Origin of the sequence: Brevibacterium yomogidense, from assembly GCF_900163715.1 — a bacterium.
GTDB classification, from domain to species: domain Bacteria; phylum Actinomycetota; class Actinomycetes; order Actinomycetales; family Brevibacteriaceae; genus Brevibacterium; species Brevibacterium yomogidense_A.
Genome location: NZ_FWFF01000020.1, coordinates 103,824 through 120,271, shown reverse-complemented (window position 1 = coordinate 120,271; position 16,448 = coordinate 103,824). Strand labels below are relative to the sequence as shown.

15 protein-coding genes are annotated in these 16,448 nt (G+C 69.1%); 7 read left to right on the top strand and 8 right to left on the bottom strand.

The window, feature by feature from the left end:
* Positions 1–5 precede the first annotated feature (5 nt).
* The gene (locus FM105_RS13020; protein WP_087008925.1) at positions 6–953 is read right to left on the bottom strand and encodes a hypothetical protein; all 948 of its coding nucleotides are present in this window, start codon (positions 951–953) and stop codon (positions 6–8) included.
* 176 nt (positions 954–1,129) lie between these two features.
* On the opposite strand from FM105_RS13020, the gene FM105_RS13015 reads away from it, so the two are divergent.
* The 3 genes from FM105_RS13015 to FM105_RS13005 all read left to right on the top strand — a co-directional run bounded on the left by FM105_RS13015 (position 1,130) and on the right by FM105_RS13005 (position 3,619).
* Positions 1,130–1,783 (top strand): hypothetical protein, encoded by a 654-nt coding sequence (locus FM105_RS13015; protein WP_256970402.1) that lies wholly within the window; start codon positions 1,130–1,132, stop codon positions 1,781–1,783.
* A 195-nt stretch (positions 1,784–1,978) separates the two neighbouring features.
* Positions 1,979–2,599: a DUF47 family protein gene (locus FM105_RS13010; RefSeq protein ID WP_087008923.1), complete on the top strand. Its 621-nt coding sequence runs from the start codon at positions 1,979–1,981 to the stop codon at positions 2,597–2,599.
* Positions 2,600–2,608: 9 nt separating this feature from the next.
* A complete protein-coding gene (locus tag FM105_RS13005) occupies positions 2,609–3,619 on the top strand; it encodes an inorganic phosphate transporter (RefSeq protein ID WP_087008921.1) in 1,011 nt (336 codons plus the stop codon).
* A gap of 233 nt (positions 3,620–3,852) precedes the next feature.
* Here FM105_RS13005 and pstB read toward each other — a convergent pair whose 3' ends face one another.
* From pstB to mshD, 7 genes are all read right to left on the bottom strand, one after another.
* Positions 3,853–4,632 (bottom strand): phosphate ABC transporter ATP-binding protein PstB, encoded by a 780-nt coding sequence (gene pstB, locus FM105_RS13000; RefSeq protein WP_087008919.1) that lies wholly within the window; start codon positions 4,630–4,632, stop codon positions 3,853–3,855.
* Between the two features lie 52 nt (positions 4,633–4,684).
* Positions 4,685–5,890 carry a phosphate ABC transporter permease PstA gene (gene pstA / locus FM105_RS12995; RefSeq protein WP_087008917.1) on the bottom strand — a complete coding sequence of 402 codons (1,206 nt, stop codon included), beginning with the start codon at positions 5,888–5,890 and terminating at the stop codon, positions 4,685–4,687.
* Positions 5,890–6,861: a phosphate ABC transporter permease subunit PstC gene (gene pstC, locus FM105_RS12990; protein ID WP_087008915.1), complete on the bottom strand. Its 972-nt coding sequence runs from the start codon at positions 6,859–6,861 to the stop codon at positions 5,890–5,892. The genes pstA and pstC overlap by 1 nt, the downstream gene beginning before the upstream one ends.
* Positions 6,862–7,016: 155 nt before the next feature.
* Positions 7,017–8,108: a phosphate ABC transporter substrate-binding protein PstS gene (locus FM105_RS12985; RefSeq protein ID WP_087008913.1), complete on the bottom strand. Its 1,092-nt coding sequence runs from the start codon at positions 8,106–8,108 to the stop codon at positions 7,017–7,019.
* 202 nt (positions 8,109–8,310) lie between these two features.
* Complete coding sequence (locus FM105_RS12980) at positions 8,311–9,285, bottom strand: NUDIX hydrolase (RefSeq protein WP_087008912.1); 975 nt, start codon at positions 9,283–9,285, stop codon at positions 8,311–8,313.
* The gene (locus FM105_RS12975) at positions 9,282–11,489 is read right to left on the bottom strand and encodes an RNA degradosome polyphosphate kinase (protein ID WP_087008910.1); all 2,208 of its coding nucleotides are present in this window, start codon (positions 11,487–11,489) and stop codon (positions 9,282–9,284) included. Before FM105_RS12975 ends, FM105_RS12980 begins: the two co-directional genes overlap by 4 nt.
* On the bottom strand, positions 11,482–12,453 hold the full coding sequence (gene mshD / locus FM105_RS12970; protein WP_179207189.1) for a mycothiol synthase: 972 nt from the start codon (positions 12,451–12,453) through the stop codon (positions 11,482–11,484). The genes FM105_RS12975 and mshD overlap by 8 nt, the downstream gene beginning before the upstream one ends.
* A 229-nt stretch (positions 12,454–12,682) precedes the next feature.
* Here mshD and FM105_RS12965 point away from each other — a divergent pair, with 229 nt between their 5' ends.
* The 4 genes from FM105_RS12965 (at position 12,683) to ygfZ (ending at position 16,368) form a co-directional block, all read left to right on the top strand.
* Positions 12,683–13,480 carry an ammonia permease gene (locus FM105_RS12965; RefSeq protein ID WP_087008908.1) on the top strand — a complete coding sequence of 266 codons (798 nt, stop codon included), beginning with the start codon at positions 12,683–12,685 and terminating at the stop codon, positions 13,478–13,480.
* Between the two features lie 205 nt (positions 13,481–13,685).
* The gene (locus FM105_RS12960; RefSeq protein ID WP_087008906.1) at positions 13,686–14,303 is read left to right on the top strand and encodes an FABP family protein; all 618 of its coding nucleotides are present in this window, start codon (positions 13,686–13,688) and stop codon (positions 14,301–14,303) included.
* A gap of 29 nt (positions 14,304–14,332) precedes the next feature.
* A complete protein-coding gene (locus tag FM105_RS12955; protein WP_087008904.1) occupies positions 14,333–15,127 on the top strand; it encodes a hypothetical protein in 795 nt (264 codons plus the stop codon).
* A gap of 38 nt (positions 15,128–15,165) precedes the next feature.
* A complete protein-coding gene (gene ygfZ / locus FM105_RS12950) occupies positions 15,166–16,368 on the top strand; it encodes a CAF17-like 4Fe-4S cluster assembly/insertion protein YgfZ (protein WP_087008902.1) in 1,203 nt (400 codons plus the stop codon).
* The last annotated feature ends 80 nt before the right edge of the window (positions 16,369–16,448 follow it).

The following is a 16,448-nucleotide window of genomic DNA, read 5'->3' as shown; positions in this document are numbered from 1 at the left end:
GTCCCTCAGAGGCGAGGGTCCGGCCGCCAGGTGCGGGGGGCCTCGGGCGCGTCGCCGTTCTCGCCCGTCGCCTCGTCGATGCCGGGCAGTCCCAGCTGGTCGACCGTCTCACCCTCGATGTCCTTCTTCCCCCTACGCCGCGACGCGGCCGCCATGAGATGGCGCAGGCCTGCGGTGATGTCCGCATCGCGCAGCGGCGAGCTGGACGCGGGGTCGAGGTCAGGGGAGAAGTGGTTCGGCATGTCGCCGAAGGCGTTCTGCGCGTTCTTCACGACGGTGCCCGCCATGATGCGGTTGGCGGTGCCGCCGACGACGGCGCCCACGCCGAACGGCAGCGCGCGCCCGATGACCGATCCGCCGGTGCGTGCGGCGTAGGTGCGGATGAGCTTCTTCCGCAGCTTCTTCACCACCGAGTCCATGACGACGGAGGGGATCTGCTTCGTCACGAGCGCGCCGAAGTTCGAATGGACGGGCGCGCCGCCGTCGACCTGGTCGGAGAACTGGCGGACGAGGTCCTTGCCGGATCCGCCCAGCATGAGCCCCATGACGAGCGCGTTCGCGCGCTTGGGCTCGCGCACCTGCATGCCGTGCAGCTCTGCGAGCGACTGCGAGTACAGGGCTGACAGCTCGAGGAAGCCGCCCGTCTCGACGGCAGCCAGCCCGAGCGCCGCACCGGTGCCGATGCCGGGGACGACGGCGGTCGCGCCCACTGCCGCGCCGCCGCCCATCGCCAGGGTCACGTAGTGCTTGCGGAGGATCTCCGCGATCTCCGCCGGCGAGGCGTGCGGATGGCGCCGGCGCACGCTGCGGATGTAGGCGAGCACGACCGGCCGCTGGACGGACAGTGCCTTCTCGAACAGGCCCTTCGCCTGCGGGCGGAGCTCGCCGTTCTTGTCGAACGCGAGCTTCGTGGCCGCGCCCAGTCCCTTCGTCGCAGTGGAGTTCGTCGTCATAGGTCCTCCTCAGGTCCTTGCCGGAGCCCGCGCCGTGTGGGGGCGTCGTCTCGTGGGGTGCCCGGGCCAGCCGCAGGATCGCTGCGGAGGGGACTCCACCCACGACAGTACAAACGTCGCCTGAGTGCTTCCCGATTCCTGTGAGTCTCCAGAGTCGGAGAGTAGCCTGGAGCATGATGCGCAGACACCACAAGCCCCTCCCGAAAGCGGATCTCGAGGGCTACGCCACCCACCCGGACCCCGCCCAGCTGGCCGAACTCGCGCACGCCGCGGCCTCGCTGCTGGTCTACGGGAACACCGACGGCGCGCCCGCAGCCGCCGATGACGCGGACCGCGCTGCGCGTGACGACGAGGCGACCGCCCGCTTCGTCCACCTGTCCGATGAGATCGGCCTCGAGGCGATCGCGGAGATCTGGGCCACAGCGCCGGCCGTCTCGCTGCCCGGCGTCCTCTGGCGGCTCTACGCCCTGCGCGAATGGATCGTGCGCAGCCCCCGACGCGCGGCGGAGGAGTACACGACCGGCCGCAACGTGTCCCGCGCCGACGGTCTGGGCGGTCGCATCCGCGTCGACGCGTATCTGGCGGAGCTGGTGGCGGGGATCGAGGATCCTCCCGGCCCCGACGAGGTCGCGCGCGCCGCGGACGAGATCCTCGCCGGCGCCTTCCGGGGTGACTTCACCATGGCCCTGCTGCGGGCGGCCGCCTTCGCCGAGGTCGCCGCCGCCGGCCGCTGGGAACTGGGCCGGCGCGACGATTCCCGCGCGTTCGAGCAGCTGGCGACCGACCTCGCCTCATCTGCGCGTTCGCATCGCGCGAACGAACTGGCGTGAGCCCGCCGGGTGATGAGTGGGGTGCTGCCTGGGGTGTGAGTCGTTAGACTGGTGCCGTGGCCCTCGGGCCACACCGGGTGTCGGGCTGCTGAAGCCCCGGGCTCCAACACACGCCGCTTCGAGCGGCCTATCGCCGAGAGGCGCTCTCAGTCCGGCACCCGCCTACTCTTCTGAAGCAGTGAGGATGGTGTTCCTGTGCGCCTTCGCCGTTTGTCTCACGAGGCGGAGTACTTCACGCACCTCACAGGCCTCTCCTCGAGCCTGCGGCAGAGCAGTCTGATCCTCGCGGAGCTGTCCGGCATCCCCGTCGAGGAGCGCCGCGAAGCGGCGGGTCGCCTCGCAGCCGTCTCCGACGAGGCGGATGCCGCGGAATCAGCGGTGCTGCGGGCACTGCGGGAGAACTACGCCACGCCGATCGACCGCGACGCGCTCTATCGACTCACCAACGCACTGTGCCAGACCACCCACAGGCTGGAATCCGTGGGATTCGCGCTGTCGTCCTCCGCCTTCGAACAGCTCCCCGTGGGTGTCCTCGAGATGCTCGCCGTGCTGTCGAACGCGACGGACCAGACGCACAGCATGCTCAAGCGGCTGCCGGGCAAACCGGATCAGTGGCAGTACGTGGAATCGATGTCACGGCTCTTCTACCGGGCGGAGGCGCTGCACCTCCAGGTGTCCGACGCGGTGCCCGCCGCGCGGAGGGGCCTCGCGTATCTGGCCGCCGCGACCCTGCTGGGGCAGACGTTCTACGAGGCCGCCCGCTCCTTCACATCCATCGGCACAGTCGTCGCCGAAGTCGCCGTCCGCGAATCCTGAGCGGGGAACGTGGAGCTGCTCTTCGTCGTCGCGGTCCTCTCCGTCACCGCCTTCGCCTTCGTCAACGGCTTCCATGATGCCGGCGTCACGGTCGGCAACGCCGTCGCGAACCGAGCGCTGAACCCGCGCGTCGCACTGTGGCTGTCGGGGACGTTCAACTTCATCGGTGCGCTCCTGGGCCAGGGGGTCGCACTGGTGATCGCGGAGAACACGGTGTCTCTGCCGCATGACCCGCACGGCATCCTCTCCGTCATCGTCGCGGGGATGATCGCGGCGACGGCCTGGGGGATCGTGACGTACATGCTGGCAGTGCCGGTGTCGTCGTCCTACAGCCTCGTCGGGGGAGTGCTGGGCGCCGGGCTGGTCTACGGGGCGGTCGCTGACTTCGAGGGCATGCTGATGCGGCTCATCCTGCCGCTGCTGATCGCCCCGCTGGTCGTCCTCGGCCTGTCCGCTCTGGTCACAGCCGTCGTCACCAGGCTGGCCGCCACCTCTGCGCCCAAGCCGCTGTTCCGCACTGCGCGCGCCGCGGACGCGGTGATGACGGGGCTCCTGTCGCTGGGGCACGGTGTGCAGGACGCCCAGAAGTCCGCCGCAGTGCTCGCGATGGCCGTCCTCGCCTACGAGGGGATCGACTTCGTGGCGGGGGAGGACACCACCGTGGGCTGGCCCGTGAGGCTCCTCGTCGCGACGGCACTGGCGGTCGGCACCGTCACCTCCGGCTGGCGCGTCGCCCGGACTGTCGCGGTGCGGATGGTGAAGCTCGATCCGCTCAAGTCCGTCATCGCGAACGGCGTCGCGGCGACCACCACGCTCGTGTCGGCCTTCGCCGTCGCGGTGCCCGTCTCGATCGTCTACACGGTGTCCGCCGCGAACGTCGGCACCCAGTTCTCCGGGCGGCGCGGACATATCCGCACGCGCTTCCTCTACCCCGTCATCGGCTCGGCCCTGCTGGGGATCCCCGTGCCGGCGGTCCTGGGCGCGGCGCTCGCCGGGCTGCTCGTCTTCATGGGTGTGTGAGGTGATCGAAAGCAGCCTGCTGGGAGCCAGACGGCGCCCGGGGTGAGTTCGAAAGCTCAACATGCGGACGAAATCGGCTGCCGACCTGTGCGAGTGTTGAGCATTCGAACTGGGTGTGAGCCCGGGTGGGGCTGAGCCCCGGTGGGGTCTCGCGACGGTGATGAATGCAGGAGGGGCCCGGACGGATCGTCCGAGCCCCTCCTGCGCACATAGGGTGCGGTCACATCATCGGATCATCCGAAGCGACCGGAGATGTAGTTGAGCGTCTGCTCGTTCTCCGGGTTCTGGAAGATCGTCTTGGTGTCCGCGTACTCGATGAGCTGGCCGGGCTTGCCGGTGCCCTGGATGTTGAAGAACGCGGTCTTGTCCGCCACGCGCGCAGCCTGCTGCATGTTGTGCGTGACGATGACGACCGTGTAGTCCTCCTTGAGCTGGTTGATGAGGTCCTCGACGGCCAGCGTGGAGATCGGGTCGAGCGCGGAGCACGGCTCGTCCATGAGGATGACGGACGGCTCGACGGCGACGGTGCGGGCGATGCAGAGGCGCTGCTGCTGACCGCCGGACAGTCCGGAGCCCGGCTTGTCGAGTCGGTCCTTCACCTCGTTCCAGAGGTTCGCACCGCGCAGCGACTTCTCCAGGATCGCATCCGCGTCGGACTTCGACAGGCGCGTGCCGTTGAGCTTGTAGCCGGCGAGCACGTTCTCACGGATCGACATCGTGGGGAACGGGTTGGGGCGCTGGAAGACCATGCCCACCTCCGCCCGGATGTTCACCGGGTCCACGCCCGGGTCGTAGATGTTGTCGCCGTCCAGGAGGATCTTGCCGTCGGCATATGCGCCGGGCAGCACCTCATGCATGCGGTTGATCGTGCGGAGGAAGGTGGTCTTGCCGCAGCCGGACGGACCGATGAAGGCCGTGACCGACCGGGGCTCGATGCGGATGTTCACATCTTCGACGGCGAGGAAGCTGCCGTAGTAGACGTTGAGGTCGACGGTGTCGATGCGCTTTGCCATGGGTCTTCGTTCCTTTGCTTCTGTGCCTGCTCGTGCGTGGCTCGCGCCTGGGTCAGCGTCCGGTCTTCGCCGGCGCGAACGCCTGGGCGACGATGCGGGCGATGAGGTTGAGCAGCATCACGATGACGATGAGCACGAGCGCGGCGGCCCATGCACGCAGCTCCGACGGCAGTGGAGCGCCGGGAGCCGTCGGGTTGATGAGCTGACGATAGATGTAGACCGGCAGCGCCGTCATCCATCCGTTGAACGGGTTCCACGTGGTGGTGGCGAGGAAGCCTGCCGTCACGAGGATCGGGGCGGTCTCACCGGCGACGCGCGCGATCGCGAGCGTCACACCGGAGGCAATGCCGGAGATCGACGTGGGGAGGACGACCTTCATGATCGTCTTCCACTTGCGGACGCCCAGTGCGTAGGACGCTTCGCGCAGCTCGTTCGGCACGACGCGGAGCATCTCCTCCGTCGACCGAACGACCACCGGGATCATGAGCACGGACAGGGCGATCGACGCGGTGAGGCCCATCTTCACCATCTGGAGATGAGCGGGGCTGGTGCCGAGGAACGTCGTGACGAACAGATTGACCGCGGCGAACGCGAACAGACCGGCGACGATCGAGGGGATGCCCGTCATGACGTCGACGAAGAACGTGATGGACCGCGCGAACAGGCCGCCCCGGCTGTATTCGGTCAGGTAGATCGATGCCATGAGGCCGATCGGCACGGAGATGACCGTGGCGAGCACGGTGATCATGAGCGTGCCGATGAGTCCGTGGACGAATCCGCCGGCCAGTGGTGCGCCCTCGTCGACGGTGGCCTGGTCCGTGGCTCCGTTGGTCGTGCTCATGTCCTCGGTGAGCAGGCTCGGATTCGAGAGGAGCGTCGGCAGTCCCTGTGCGAACACGGTCCACAGGAGCGAAATCAGCGGGATGAGTGCGATGAAGAACGCCGCCCACACCAGATTGCGCCACAGGCCGTCGGTCGCACGGCGCTTGTTCTCCATCACACGGGTCGTCACGTACATGCCGATGACGAACACGATCGCGGAGAAGATGAGCCAGCCGGTGACGGAGAAGCCCTCCCCGCCGAGCAGGACGGTGATGCCCGCACCGATGATGAGCGCGCCGGCGAGGACGACGGCCCACACCCAGCGCGGCTTCTGACCGGCGGTGAAGGCGTTGCCCTTCTTGGCGGACGTGCCGTTCTTCGACGGCTGCGGTTCGGGGGCGGCCCCCTCGTCTGTCTTCTTCACTGCTGTCGACATCAGTTGGCCCCCGAGAATTCCTTGTTGCGGTTGACGATCGCGCGGGCGACCATGTTCACCGCCAGCGTGATGATGAAGAGCATGAGGCCGGCCGCGATGAGTTCGGACTGGCGCATGCCGAACGCCTCAGGGAAGTTGAGCGCGATCTCAGACGGGATCGTCTGGTTGCCCGACGAGATGAGGCTGAGGTTGAACACGCCGCCGGACAGGACGAGCGTGACGGCCATGGTCTCACCCAGGGCGCGGCCCAGTCCCAGCATGATGGAGGAGATGATGCCCGCGCGTGCGAACGGGAAGACGGTCATCCTGATCATCTCCCACTGCGTCGCACCCAGGGCCAGGGCGGCCTCTTCGTGCAGCTTGGGCGTCTGGAGGAAGATCTCGCGGCAGAGCGACGTGATGATCGGCAGGATCATGACGGCGAGCACGACCCCGGAGGTGAGCAGGGTGCGGCCGGTCGTGGACGGGTCGCCGGCGAAGAAGGGGATGAAGCCGAGCGTGTCGTGCAGCCAGCCGTAGATCGGCACCATCGCGGTGGAGAGCGTGAGCATGCCCCACGCGCCGTAGACGACCGACGGGATCGCGGCCAGCAGGTCGATCACGTAGCCGACCGGCGTCGAGATGCGCCGCGGCGCGTAGTGCGAGATGTACAGTGCGATCCCGATCGCGACCGGCGTCGCGATGAGGATCGCGATGAGCGAGGCCATGACCGTGCCGCCGATCAGCGGGAGGACGTAGACCCAGAAGTTGTCTGCGCTGTTGATCGAATCCTGGTTGGAGAACACCGTGGGCGCCAACGCGGGCAGCGATTCGGTGACGAGGAAGACTGCGACGAACGCGAGCACCACGAGGATGAGGGCGCCAGCGCCGTACGACAGACCGGCGAAGATCTTGTCCCCGGAGGCGTTCCCCGCTGACTTCGTGGTGGGCGAGGGATTGTTCTTCCTCGCTTCGGTGACCTGCTCAGTCACGATGACTCCCCTCGGAGTTCGACTGTCCGGAACGGAATGCCGGATCCATGGTGGTACTCAGTGGCGTGCGCATCAATGGTCGGACACGACGGTGCCGCCGATCCACTGGGTGAGTGGACCGGCGGCAGTGCCGTGGCCTGTCCGGAGAGCGTATATCAGCCCTGGACGGTGATGTTGTCGATGCGCTCGGTGGCCGCGGTGCGTGCGTCCTCCGAGATCGGCGCGGAGCCGGCCGATTCCTCAGCGGCAGCCTGGCCCTCCTCGGAGATGACGTACTGGCCGAACGCCTTCGCGAGGTCAGCGGTCTCCTGATCCTGGTACTGCTGGCAGAAGATGTGGTAGGAGACGAGGACGATCGGGTAGACGCCGGCCTCCTCCGTGGAGCGGTCGAGCTCGACTGATCCGTCGTCGTTGGCCTCGGATGCGTCGACGGCCTTGGCCGCTGCGTCCGAGGAGTACTCGACGTACTCGTCGCCGACGCCCACTGCGACGGTGCCGAGCTCGCCGACCTGCGAGGCGTCCGCGTAGGTGATCGCACCGTCGGTGCTGCCCGCGAGGGACACGACGCCGGAGGTCTGCTGAGCGGACTCGGCAGCGATCTCGGACGGCCAGGTCTCGACCTCGTCGTACTCCCAGGCGTCACCGGCGGCCTCGTTGAGGTACGCGGTGAAGTTCTCCGTGGTGCCGGAGTCGTCGGAGCGGTGCACGACGGTGATCGGCGTGTCGGGCAGCTCGGTGCCCTCGTTCTGCTCTGCGATCGCCTCGTCGTTCCACTCGGTGATCTCACCGGCGAAGACCTGAGCGATGGTCTCTGCATCCATGTTCACCGTGTCGACGCCCTCGAGGTTGAAGGCGACTGCGACGGGGGAGATGTAGGACGGGACGTGGAAGACGCCCTCGGGGCCGCAGACTGAGGCGGCCTGTTCCTGCTCCTCCTCGTCCATCGCGGCGTCGGAGCCGGCGAACGAGTACTGGCCGGCGAGGAAGCCCTCACGGCCCGCGCCGGATCCGACCGGGTCGTAGTTCACGGTGAGGTCGGGGGAGACCTCCGTGACGCCCTGGGTCCAGGCGGTCATCGCGGCCTCCTGCGACGACGCGCCGCCGCCGATCAGGGTGCCGGAGACCGAGCCGGCGTCAGCTGCGGGCTCGCCGCCTTCGCCGCCGCCGGATCCGCCGCCGCAGGCGGAGAGGGTGAGTGCGCCTGCTGCGAGGACTGCTGCAGCCGTGCCGAAACGCTTGAGCTTCACGTGGGTGCCTTTCGCTCCATGTGTAAGGGGTATCCAGGGGGTGTCCCCAGGTGCAGGGGATACCCCCGTGTGCGGACCCCACGTTACGAGTGCAGTATGACCCGTAGGAGAGTCGAATGTGAACGGCCGGTGAATGGGGCGCGGGAGGCTTGGGATCCTCATCACACCCGGGTATCTTCGCCGCGGGCGCGCGTGTCGCAGGTCACGTGTCGATCGGCCGATAGCGCTCGAACTCGACGATGCGCGGGATCGTTCCGGGACGCACGTAGGCGACCAAGATCTCGCCCGGATTCATGTAGGGGTCGCGCGGGGGAAGGCATTTCGCGAGGCCTTCGGGCGAGTGGTCCGCGAGCACTTCGAGGACGGTCGGCAGGACCGGACGGTGCGTGCACAGCGCTGTCGGCACCCCCTTCACGAGGATCTTCTCCAGCACGGCGCGGGTCTTCTGCGGGTTCTGCGCATTCGCCTTCTCGCTGAGCGCCGTGCGCTTGCGGATGCTCTTCCCCGCCGCGGCGGACATCGGTGCGAGTGTGGCGACGCAGCGCTTCCACGGGCTGGAGACGAGCTTCTTGAGCTGCCACGCGGACAGCAGACCTGTGAGCGCCAGGGACTGTCGGGTGCCGATCGCCAGCAGGGGGCGCTCATGTTCGATCTCGTGCCACTTGGCGCGGGGGAAGGCCTTGCCGTGCCTCACGATGATGAACGGCCACGCTCGCAGGGTGCCGGTCGAATGGGCATGGATGACCTTGTCGAGCTGATCGCGATCGGCGAAGCGCGTGAGCATGGCCTTCGCCCGCTCCGCGGTCACCCATCGGACCTCGTCGATCTCCCGGGGGTTGTGCACGGAACCGGTGGGCTTTGCGGTGACCTCTGCGGCCCAGTAGGACACGTGCTTGCGCAGATTCTTGCCCACGGTGTAGCGGGAGCTGGGCAGGGGCAGCCCGAGGGTGACCGTGTACCCGGTCTCCTCGAGTACCTCGCGGACGGCGGCCTCGGGCAGGGTCTCGCCCTTGTCGACCTTGCCCTTGGGCCAGGACCAGTCCCGGTAGCGGGGACGGTGGACCAGCAGCACCTCGAGCTCCCCGGTGCGGTCCCGCCACGGCACGCAGCCGGCGGCGAGGACATCCGCGTGCAGGCGCGCCGACTCGCCGGCGTTGCTCACCGATGAGGGGCTCATCCGCGCTGCCTCGACCAGCGGCGACGGTGGATTCGGTGGAGTGCGGTCTGATAGTCGGCGAGCGGAGCGCCGTGCGCATCGACGGACGTGCGCGTCCACAGGCCCTCGCCGTCGAGGTCGAAGCGTGCGGTGTCGTCGGCGAATGCGAGCTCGAAGAGATCCCGCGCCTCGCTGATGTGCCGCGGGTCCTGCAGCTGCACGAGCGCCTCGACCCGGCGGTCCAGGTTGCGGTGCATGAGGTCCGCGGAGCCGATGTACGCCTCCGTGTGCTCGTAGTCCTCGCCGGACTCGAAGACGAACACCCGCGAGTGCTCGAGGAACCTGCCCAGGATCGACCGCACCTGGATGTTCTCGCTCAGCCCCGGGATGCCGGGGCGGATCGCGCAGATCCCCCGGACGAACAGCTGGACGCTCACCCCCGCGCGGGAGGCCAGGTAGAGGTGGTCGATGATCCGCTCATCGACGATCGAGTTCACCTTGATGCGGATGCGGGCGCGCTCACCGGCACGAGCGCGCGCGGCGGCTTCGTCGATGTGCTCGAGCAGTCCGTCGCGCACGCGCGCAGGCGCCACGAGCAGGCGTGAGTAGGTGGTGCCAGGCGCCAGGCCGGACAGCTGGTTGAACAGCTTCGCGATGTCCGCGCCCAGCTGCGGATCGGCGGTGAGCAGGCCCATGTCCTCATAGCCGCGCGCGGTCTTCGGGTGGTAGTTGCCGGTGCCCACGTGGCAGTAGCGGCGCAGACCGCCCGCTTCGTGACGGACGACGAGGCAGAGCTTCGCGTGCGTCTTGAGCCCCACGATGCCGTAGACGACGTGGACCCCCGCCCGTTCGAGCTTGCGGGCCCACGTGATGTTGTTCGCCTCGTCGAACCGGGCCTTGATCTCCACGACCGCCAGCACCTGCTTGCCGGCCTGGGCCGCCTCGATCAGGGCGTCGACGATGGGGGAGTCTCCGCTGGTGCGGTAGAGCGACTGCTTGATCGCGACGACGTGCGGGTCGGCAGCGGCCTGTTCGATGAACGCCTGCACGCTCGTGGAGAAGGATTCGTAGGGATGCTGCACGAGGATCTCGCGGTCCCTGAGGGCGCCGAAGACGTCCGGCTGATCCGACGATTCGGCCTCCGCCAGGTCGCGGCTGACGATCGGCACGGCCTTCCTGAAGTGGAGGTCCTCCCGCGGGATGTCGGCGATGATGTCGAGCCCGCGCAGGTCGAGCGGGGTCGGCAGCTCGTAGATCTCCGATTCGTCGATCGCCAGCTCGTTCACGAGCAGCTCGCGCACGCGCGGGTGCATGTCCTCGGTGATCTCGAGGCGGACGGCGGGTCCGAAACGGCGCCGCTCCAGCTCCTTCTCGAGCGCCTTGAGGAGGTTCTCCGCGTCGTCCTCCTCGACCTCGAGGTCCTCGTTGCGCGTGATCCGGAAGCATGCGGCGGACACGATCTCCATGCCCTCGAACAGGGAGTCGAGGTGTGCGGTGATGACGTCCTCGATCGGCAGGAACCGGGCGGGCGTCTCCGGGCTGACCGGGGTCTCCGCGCCGGGTGCGAGTGCGGCCGAGGCGCCGGGGCCCACGAACTCCGACACGTTGATGAACCGCGGCAGGACCGGCGGCACCTTGACGCGTGCGAAGTGCTCTGCGCCGGAGCGCGGGTGCCGCAGCACGACGCCCAGGTTGAGGGAGAGCCCGGACACGTACGGGAAGGGGTGGGCGGGATCGACCGCGAGGGGTGTGAGGACGGGGAACACCCGTTCGCTGAAGAGCTCTGAGACCCCGTCGAGCTCCGACTCCGTGAGGTCCTCGAGACCGACGACGTAGATCCCCTCCGCCTCGAGGCGGGGCATGATGTCGTCGCGGTAGAGCTCCGCATGGCGACGCACGAGGCCGCGGGCGGTCTTCGTGATCGAGCGCATCGCGGTGCGCGGCTGCGTGCCGGTGACCGACGGAACGGCGAGCCCGGTCGAGATCCGCCGCTTGAGCCCCGCGACGCGGACCATGAAGAACTCGTCGAGGTTGGACGCGAAGATCGACAGGAAGTTCGTGCGCTCGAGCAACGGCAGAGTGGTGTCCGCGGCCATGTCCAGGACGCGCTCGTTGAAGGCCAGCCAGGACAGCTCGCGGTCCAGGAACCGGTCTGCCGCGGCGGGGAGATCGTGCTCCACGCCGAAGGTCGTCACGTCATACGTCGTCTGCGACTCATCAGTCATGGGGGCTCTCCGGCGGCTCGTAGCTCACATGGACAACCGTACGTGAGAATCCGACGTCCCTGTACAGCGGCAGGGCCTTCTCGTTGTCGCTCTCGACGTACAGTTCGATCGCCTCCGCGCCGTCCGCGATCATCCTCGCCATGCCCTCGACGAGCAGCGCGCGGCCCAGGCCCCGCGCATGCACCTCGGGGTCGACGCCGATCACGTGGACCTCGCCCATCGCGAGGCCGGACGGGTGCTCGGCGTGCCGCTTCGTCTCGTGGAAGCCGAGGACCCGTCCGTCGTCGGTCCGCTCCGCGATGACGACCGTCCTGGGGTCGAAGTCGCTCTCGCCGGTCCGCCGGCGGTAGTCCGCGGGATCCTGGCCGCCCTGTTCGGGGTGCCAGCTGAACGCGGCGTTGTTCACCGCCGCCCAGGCGTCTGCGTCATCGGGCCGCACGTCGCGCAGCACCACGCCGTCGGGCACGGTCGCAGCCGGCAGCGTGGGGGCCCCGTCCGTCGTGAGCTGCAGCAGCTCACGGGCCCGGCGGCGCCCGGACTCCTCTGCGAGGTGGGATGCTGCGGGGTGGTCGCCGTGGGACCAGAACCACGGGTCCCCGCCCGAGGCCCGGGCCGCCTCGGTGAGAGCGGCGACGAGGGCCCGGCCCAGGCCTCGGCGGCGGTGTTCCGGGGTCACGACGGCCTCCGCGGCCCAGCGCTCGCCCTGCAGGGCGGCGACGCCGACGCCGGCCAGCGGGACGTCGGGTGAGTCCGGCCCGCCTGCGGTGGCCGTGTCTGACGGGACGTCGACGATCCCGAGGATCACGGCGCTGCCGTCGGCCGCCGCCTCGAGGAGGCCGTCGGAGATCGGCGCGATGCCGTCGGCCTGCGTCGCAGCTGCGAGGACCTCCTGCGCGGCATCCAGGGAGGTCAGGGTGATCGTGCGGGGTGCGGCGGCGGGCGTCGGGGCGTTCGTGTGGGTCATCTGCGTCCTCCAAGTCGTCGTGTGCACGAATCGTCGTGCGCGTTCACCGCGCGGGGGTGAGCCGTTCTCTAGCTCCCAGCTTGGCCCTCGGCCGCCCGATATGCACGTCGCCGTCCCGGCGGGAACATCGGTGTGAACATGCGCGCGGGCGTGGGGATTCCCTGTGCGCGGAGCGCGCCGATGCGACGTTGAGCGCTGGGTGTTGCAGGATGGAGGGGTGTTGAGATGGATGCGAGTCGCGATCGCCGTGTGCCTGACCCTGGTGCTCGGCGCCTCGACCTTCGTGGGCGAATACCTGCTGAAGCCGTCGATGGCCTTCGCCCCGGGGGCGCTGCTCGTCATGCTGGTCTTCGCCTACGGCTGGCCCCGGCTGACGGACTCGCCGCAGCCGCGGGCGACCTCGATCATGCTCGCGGTCTTCGGCGGAGCAGGCGTCGTGGCGACCGTGCTCGCGGAGGAGGGCCCCTTCCTCGAATGGCTGCCCATCCTGGTCGGGATGGGACTCCTGTGGGCGTTCGTGCAGAACCTGACGCGCGGGCTCGGCGCGTCCCACGCGACCGTGAACGTGTCGGCCCAGGTCGCCGGACTCGCCATCATCCTGTCCGCGGCCACGTGGGTGGCGGCGTTCCGACTCACGAACGACCACACGACGATCCTGTCCGGCCTCGTCGCGGTCGTCCTCGCGCTCGCCGCCACCGCGCTTCCCTGGCCGGCCCGCTACACCTCGCCGCTCGCCATCGTCGCCGGAACCGTGGGCGGTCTGATCGCGGCCGTCGCCGTCGGCGGGGAGTCGGCCGTGCTCGTGCTGGCCGGCGGTCTGGGTGCGGTCATGGGCGTCCTCGCCGCGGCCGTGGACCGGCTCCTGGGCCTCATCGCCGAATCGAAGTACCAGGCCGCTGCGCTGACCGAGGCGCGCCGTCGGGACAAGGCGAGGCTCTTCGCGGTGCACGCCTCTCTGGGTGCGGCGCCCATCGCCCTGGGCGGCGTGGTCGTCTACGTCCTGACCCGCGTCGCCGGCCCGGTCTGAGAAGGAGCACCCGGATCGTCGCGGATCGTCAGGGGCGCGCACTCCCGATGTGAGCGTGTCCCGGTGCTGGGATAGACTGCCGCGCATGGAGGAATTTACCGGACTTGTCCTGTTCTTTGAAGCTCTCGTCGCGATCGTCGGCCTGGGTGCCCTGGCTGTGGGCGTGAAGGTCGTGACCAGCCTGTTCAAGGTGAAGCGCTGACCGATGCCCGTCGAGATCCCGGTCGATCTGCAGCCTGAGCTCGTTCCGCTCGCGTGGCTGATCGGCACGTGGGAGGGCCACGGTGCGGTCGTCTACACCGATGCGGATGAACGGCGCGTGTTCCAGCGCGCCGAATTCTCGATCGAGGGCGATCAGCCGTACCTGCTCTACACCTGCCGCACGTGGTTCGACGACGCTGATGCGACCCCCGGCGCTCTGCTGGGCGTGGAGACCGGTATCTGGCAGCTGGCCCGTCCCCGCGGTGACCACGACACCGGACCCGGCCTCATGCCGCCCACCGCTGACACGCCGTACACCAGTGCCGCTGCGGTCGAAGAGCTCCGCACGGAGCGCAACGACTTCGACATCGAAGTGGCGCTCGCCTATCCCCACGGGCTCATGGAGCACTACGCGGGACGGATCGCGGGACCGCGCGTCGACCTCGTCTCCGACGGTGGGGTGAAGACCCCGAACGCCCTCGACTACCGGGCCTCCAGCCGCATGTACGGACTGGTCGAGGGCCGCCTCATGTGGGTGTGGGAGATGGCCGCCAACGGCTATGAGCCCGCCTCCCACGTCTCTGCTGACCTGCAGCGCACCACTCCTTCAGTCCTGGGCTGACGCGCAGGTGCTCCCGTGAACGGGCTCTGGTGAACGAGCCGACCGCCGTGCTGGGGTCTGCCGGGTCCGGCTCTCCCGCGGGCACCGCCCCTCGTCCGGCCGACCGCCGTCGCCGCTGGCCCGGCCTGGTCGTGTCGGCGGGGATCATCGTCCTCACGCTGGGACTGGTCGCCGCAGCGTGCGCGGTCACCGTGATGAATCGGGTCGACCGCCTGTCGACCGCCCTGGATGCGGCCACGGACAGCTCCGAGACGCTCTTCGAGACACTCCTCACCGATCCCACCACCGCCGAGGCGGAACTCGCCGCCGTGCGGACCGCCCTGGATGACGCGCAGGAGGAGTTCGCCGCCTTCCCGATGCCCCAGCTGGGCTGGATCCCGGGTCTGCGCGATGATCTCGCGGCCGCAGATGAAGCGCTCACCGTCGCGGACACGCTGGTCGAGGAGGCCGCGCCCACGCTCATCGACGTCGCCACAGTCGTCGACCTGGAGACGGGCTCGCTGCGGAACCCCGCGTCGGTGGGATGGGGAGATTCGTTCAGCTCGATCGGCGACATCGCGACGCAGGGCGCGGACGCGCTCGACTCGCTGTGCGCCGGTGCGGACACCCTCGACGCGATCGATCTGACCGGCGTCATGGACTCCGTCTCCCAGCCGATCGACGACTTCCGCACCGCGGTGCGCGGGGCGTGCGACGACGCGTCGGAATACGGACCGGTGCTCGGGGCATTGGACTCAGGGGGAGACCTGCTGAACCAGCTGGTCGATGACATGAGGGATGAAGTGTCAGGGCTCGAGGACGCCCTCCGCGACATCATCGGATGAACGGGCGGACCTCGCCGCCACGACGAAGGAGCCGCACAATGACCACACCCAAGAATTCTCTGATATTCCCGCGGTCCTCCGCCGTCTTCGGCATGGAGGAGCACGCGGGCGAGGTCGCGCACTTCGGGATGCCCCTGCGCGAGCAGCGGCAGCTGGCGGATGGGACTGCGCTGGCGGACCTGTCCGCGACGCGCGTCTTCCGCTTCGAGGGGGCGGACCGCCTGACCTTCCTCAACACGCTGACGACGCAGAAGGTCGATGCGCTCGCGCCGCACGTCTCGACGGAGACCCTCGTGCTCTCGCCCACCGGGCACATCGAGGGGTGGCTGCGGCTGATCGACGACGGCGAGGTCCTTTGGGCGCTCTCCGACGTCCGCACCGACGAGGCGATCGACTTCCTCGACCGCATGCGGTTCATGATGCGCGTCGAGATCATCGATGTGACCGACTCCTATCAGGCCGTGGGCTTCATCGGCGCACCGCCGGAGGACCTCGCCACTGCGATCGTGTGGAACGACCCCTGGCCGGCGATCGGGGCGGGGTCCACCTCCTACGCCGCGGTCGACCTGGGTGCGCGGGTCGCCTCCGAGGATCACCCCGGTGCTGACATCGACTTCCGCATCGCCGTCGTCGACCGCGCCGTGCTGCGCGAGTGGCAGCACGACGGCCTGGCAGTCGCCGGCCGCGACGCGTGGGACGCGCTGCGGGTGGAGGCCTGGCGCCCTGCCGCACCGGAGGTCGACCACCGCGCGCTCGTGGGAGAGCTCGACGTGCTGCGGACCGCGGTCCACCTCGCGAAGGGCTGCTACCGCGGGCAGGAGGCCGTCGCCCGGGTGCACAACCTGGGCCAGCCGCCCCGCCGGATCGTGTTCCTCCACCTCGACGGGTCGGGCCACATCGTGCCGGAATCCGGCGCCGAGGTCCGGGCCGAGGTCCGCGGCCAGATGCGGTCCGTGGGCTCAGTGACGACATCGGCGCTCCACTGGGAGCTGGGACCCGTCGCCCTGGCCGTCATCAAGCGCAGCGTGGACCCGGAGGCCCAGCTGCACGTCGTGGTGAAGGGTGCCGAAGGGCAGCCGGCGGGGGAAGCTGAGGGGACGGCTGGCACTGAGGGCCAGTCCGAGCCCACGGGACCGGAGGAACTGGTCGTCGCCGCGCAGGACCAGATCGTCGTGTCGAAGAGGGAGCCGTCGGGACCGCGCGTCCAGCGGAACCCCGTCGTCGACCAACGTCGTCTCTGACCGGCACGGTTTCTGACAGACGTCGTCTCAGACCGGCACCGTCTCTGCCCAACGGCGTCTCGGACCAGCGGCAGGTGGGG

Excerpts from the sequence above, each read along its gene's own strand:
- mshD (WP_179207189.1), bottom strand. The coding sequence starts at position 12,453 with ATGACCCACACGAACGCCCCGACGCCCGCCGCCGCACCCCGCACGATC.
- FM105_RS13020 (WP_087008925.1), bottom strand. The coding sequence starts at position 953 with ATGACGACGAACTCCACTGCGACGAAGGGACTGGGCGCGGCCACGAAG.
- FM105_RS12980 (WP_087008912.1), bottom strand. The coding sequence starts at position 9,285 with ATGAGCCCCTCATCGGTGAGCAACGCCGGCGAGTCGGCGCGCCTGCAC.
- FM105_RS12960 (WP_087008906.1), top strand. The coding sequence starts at position 13,686 with ATGCCCGTCGAGATCCCGGTCGATCTGCAGCCTGAGCTCGTTCCGCTC.
- FM105_RS12965 (WP_087008908.1), top strand. The coding sequence starts at position 12,683 with ATGCGAGTCGCGATCGCCGTGTGCCTGACCCTGGTGCTCGGCGCCTCG.
- FM105_RS13015 (WP_256970402.1), top strand. The coding sequence starts at position 1,130 with ATGCGCAGACACCACAAGCCCCTCCCGAAAGCGGATCTCGAGGGCTAC.
- pstB (WP_087008919.1), bottom strand. The coding sequence starts at position 4,632 with ATGGCAAAGCGCATCGACACCGTCGACCTCAACGTCTACTACGGCAGC.
- ygfZ (WP_087008902.1), top strand. The coding sequence starts at position 15,166 with ATGACCACACCCAAGAATTCTCTGATATTCCCGCGGTCCTCCGCCGTC.
- FM105_RS12975 (WP_087008910.1), bottom strand. The coding sequence starts at position 11,489 with ATGACTGATGAGTCGCAGACGACGTATGACGTGACGACCTTCGGCGTG.
- pstA (WP_087008917.1), bottom strand. The coding sequence starts at position 5,890 with ATGTCGACAGCAGTGAAGAAGACAGACGAGGGGGCCGCCCCCGAACCG.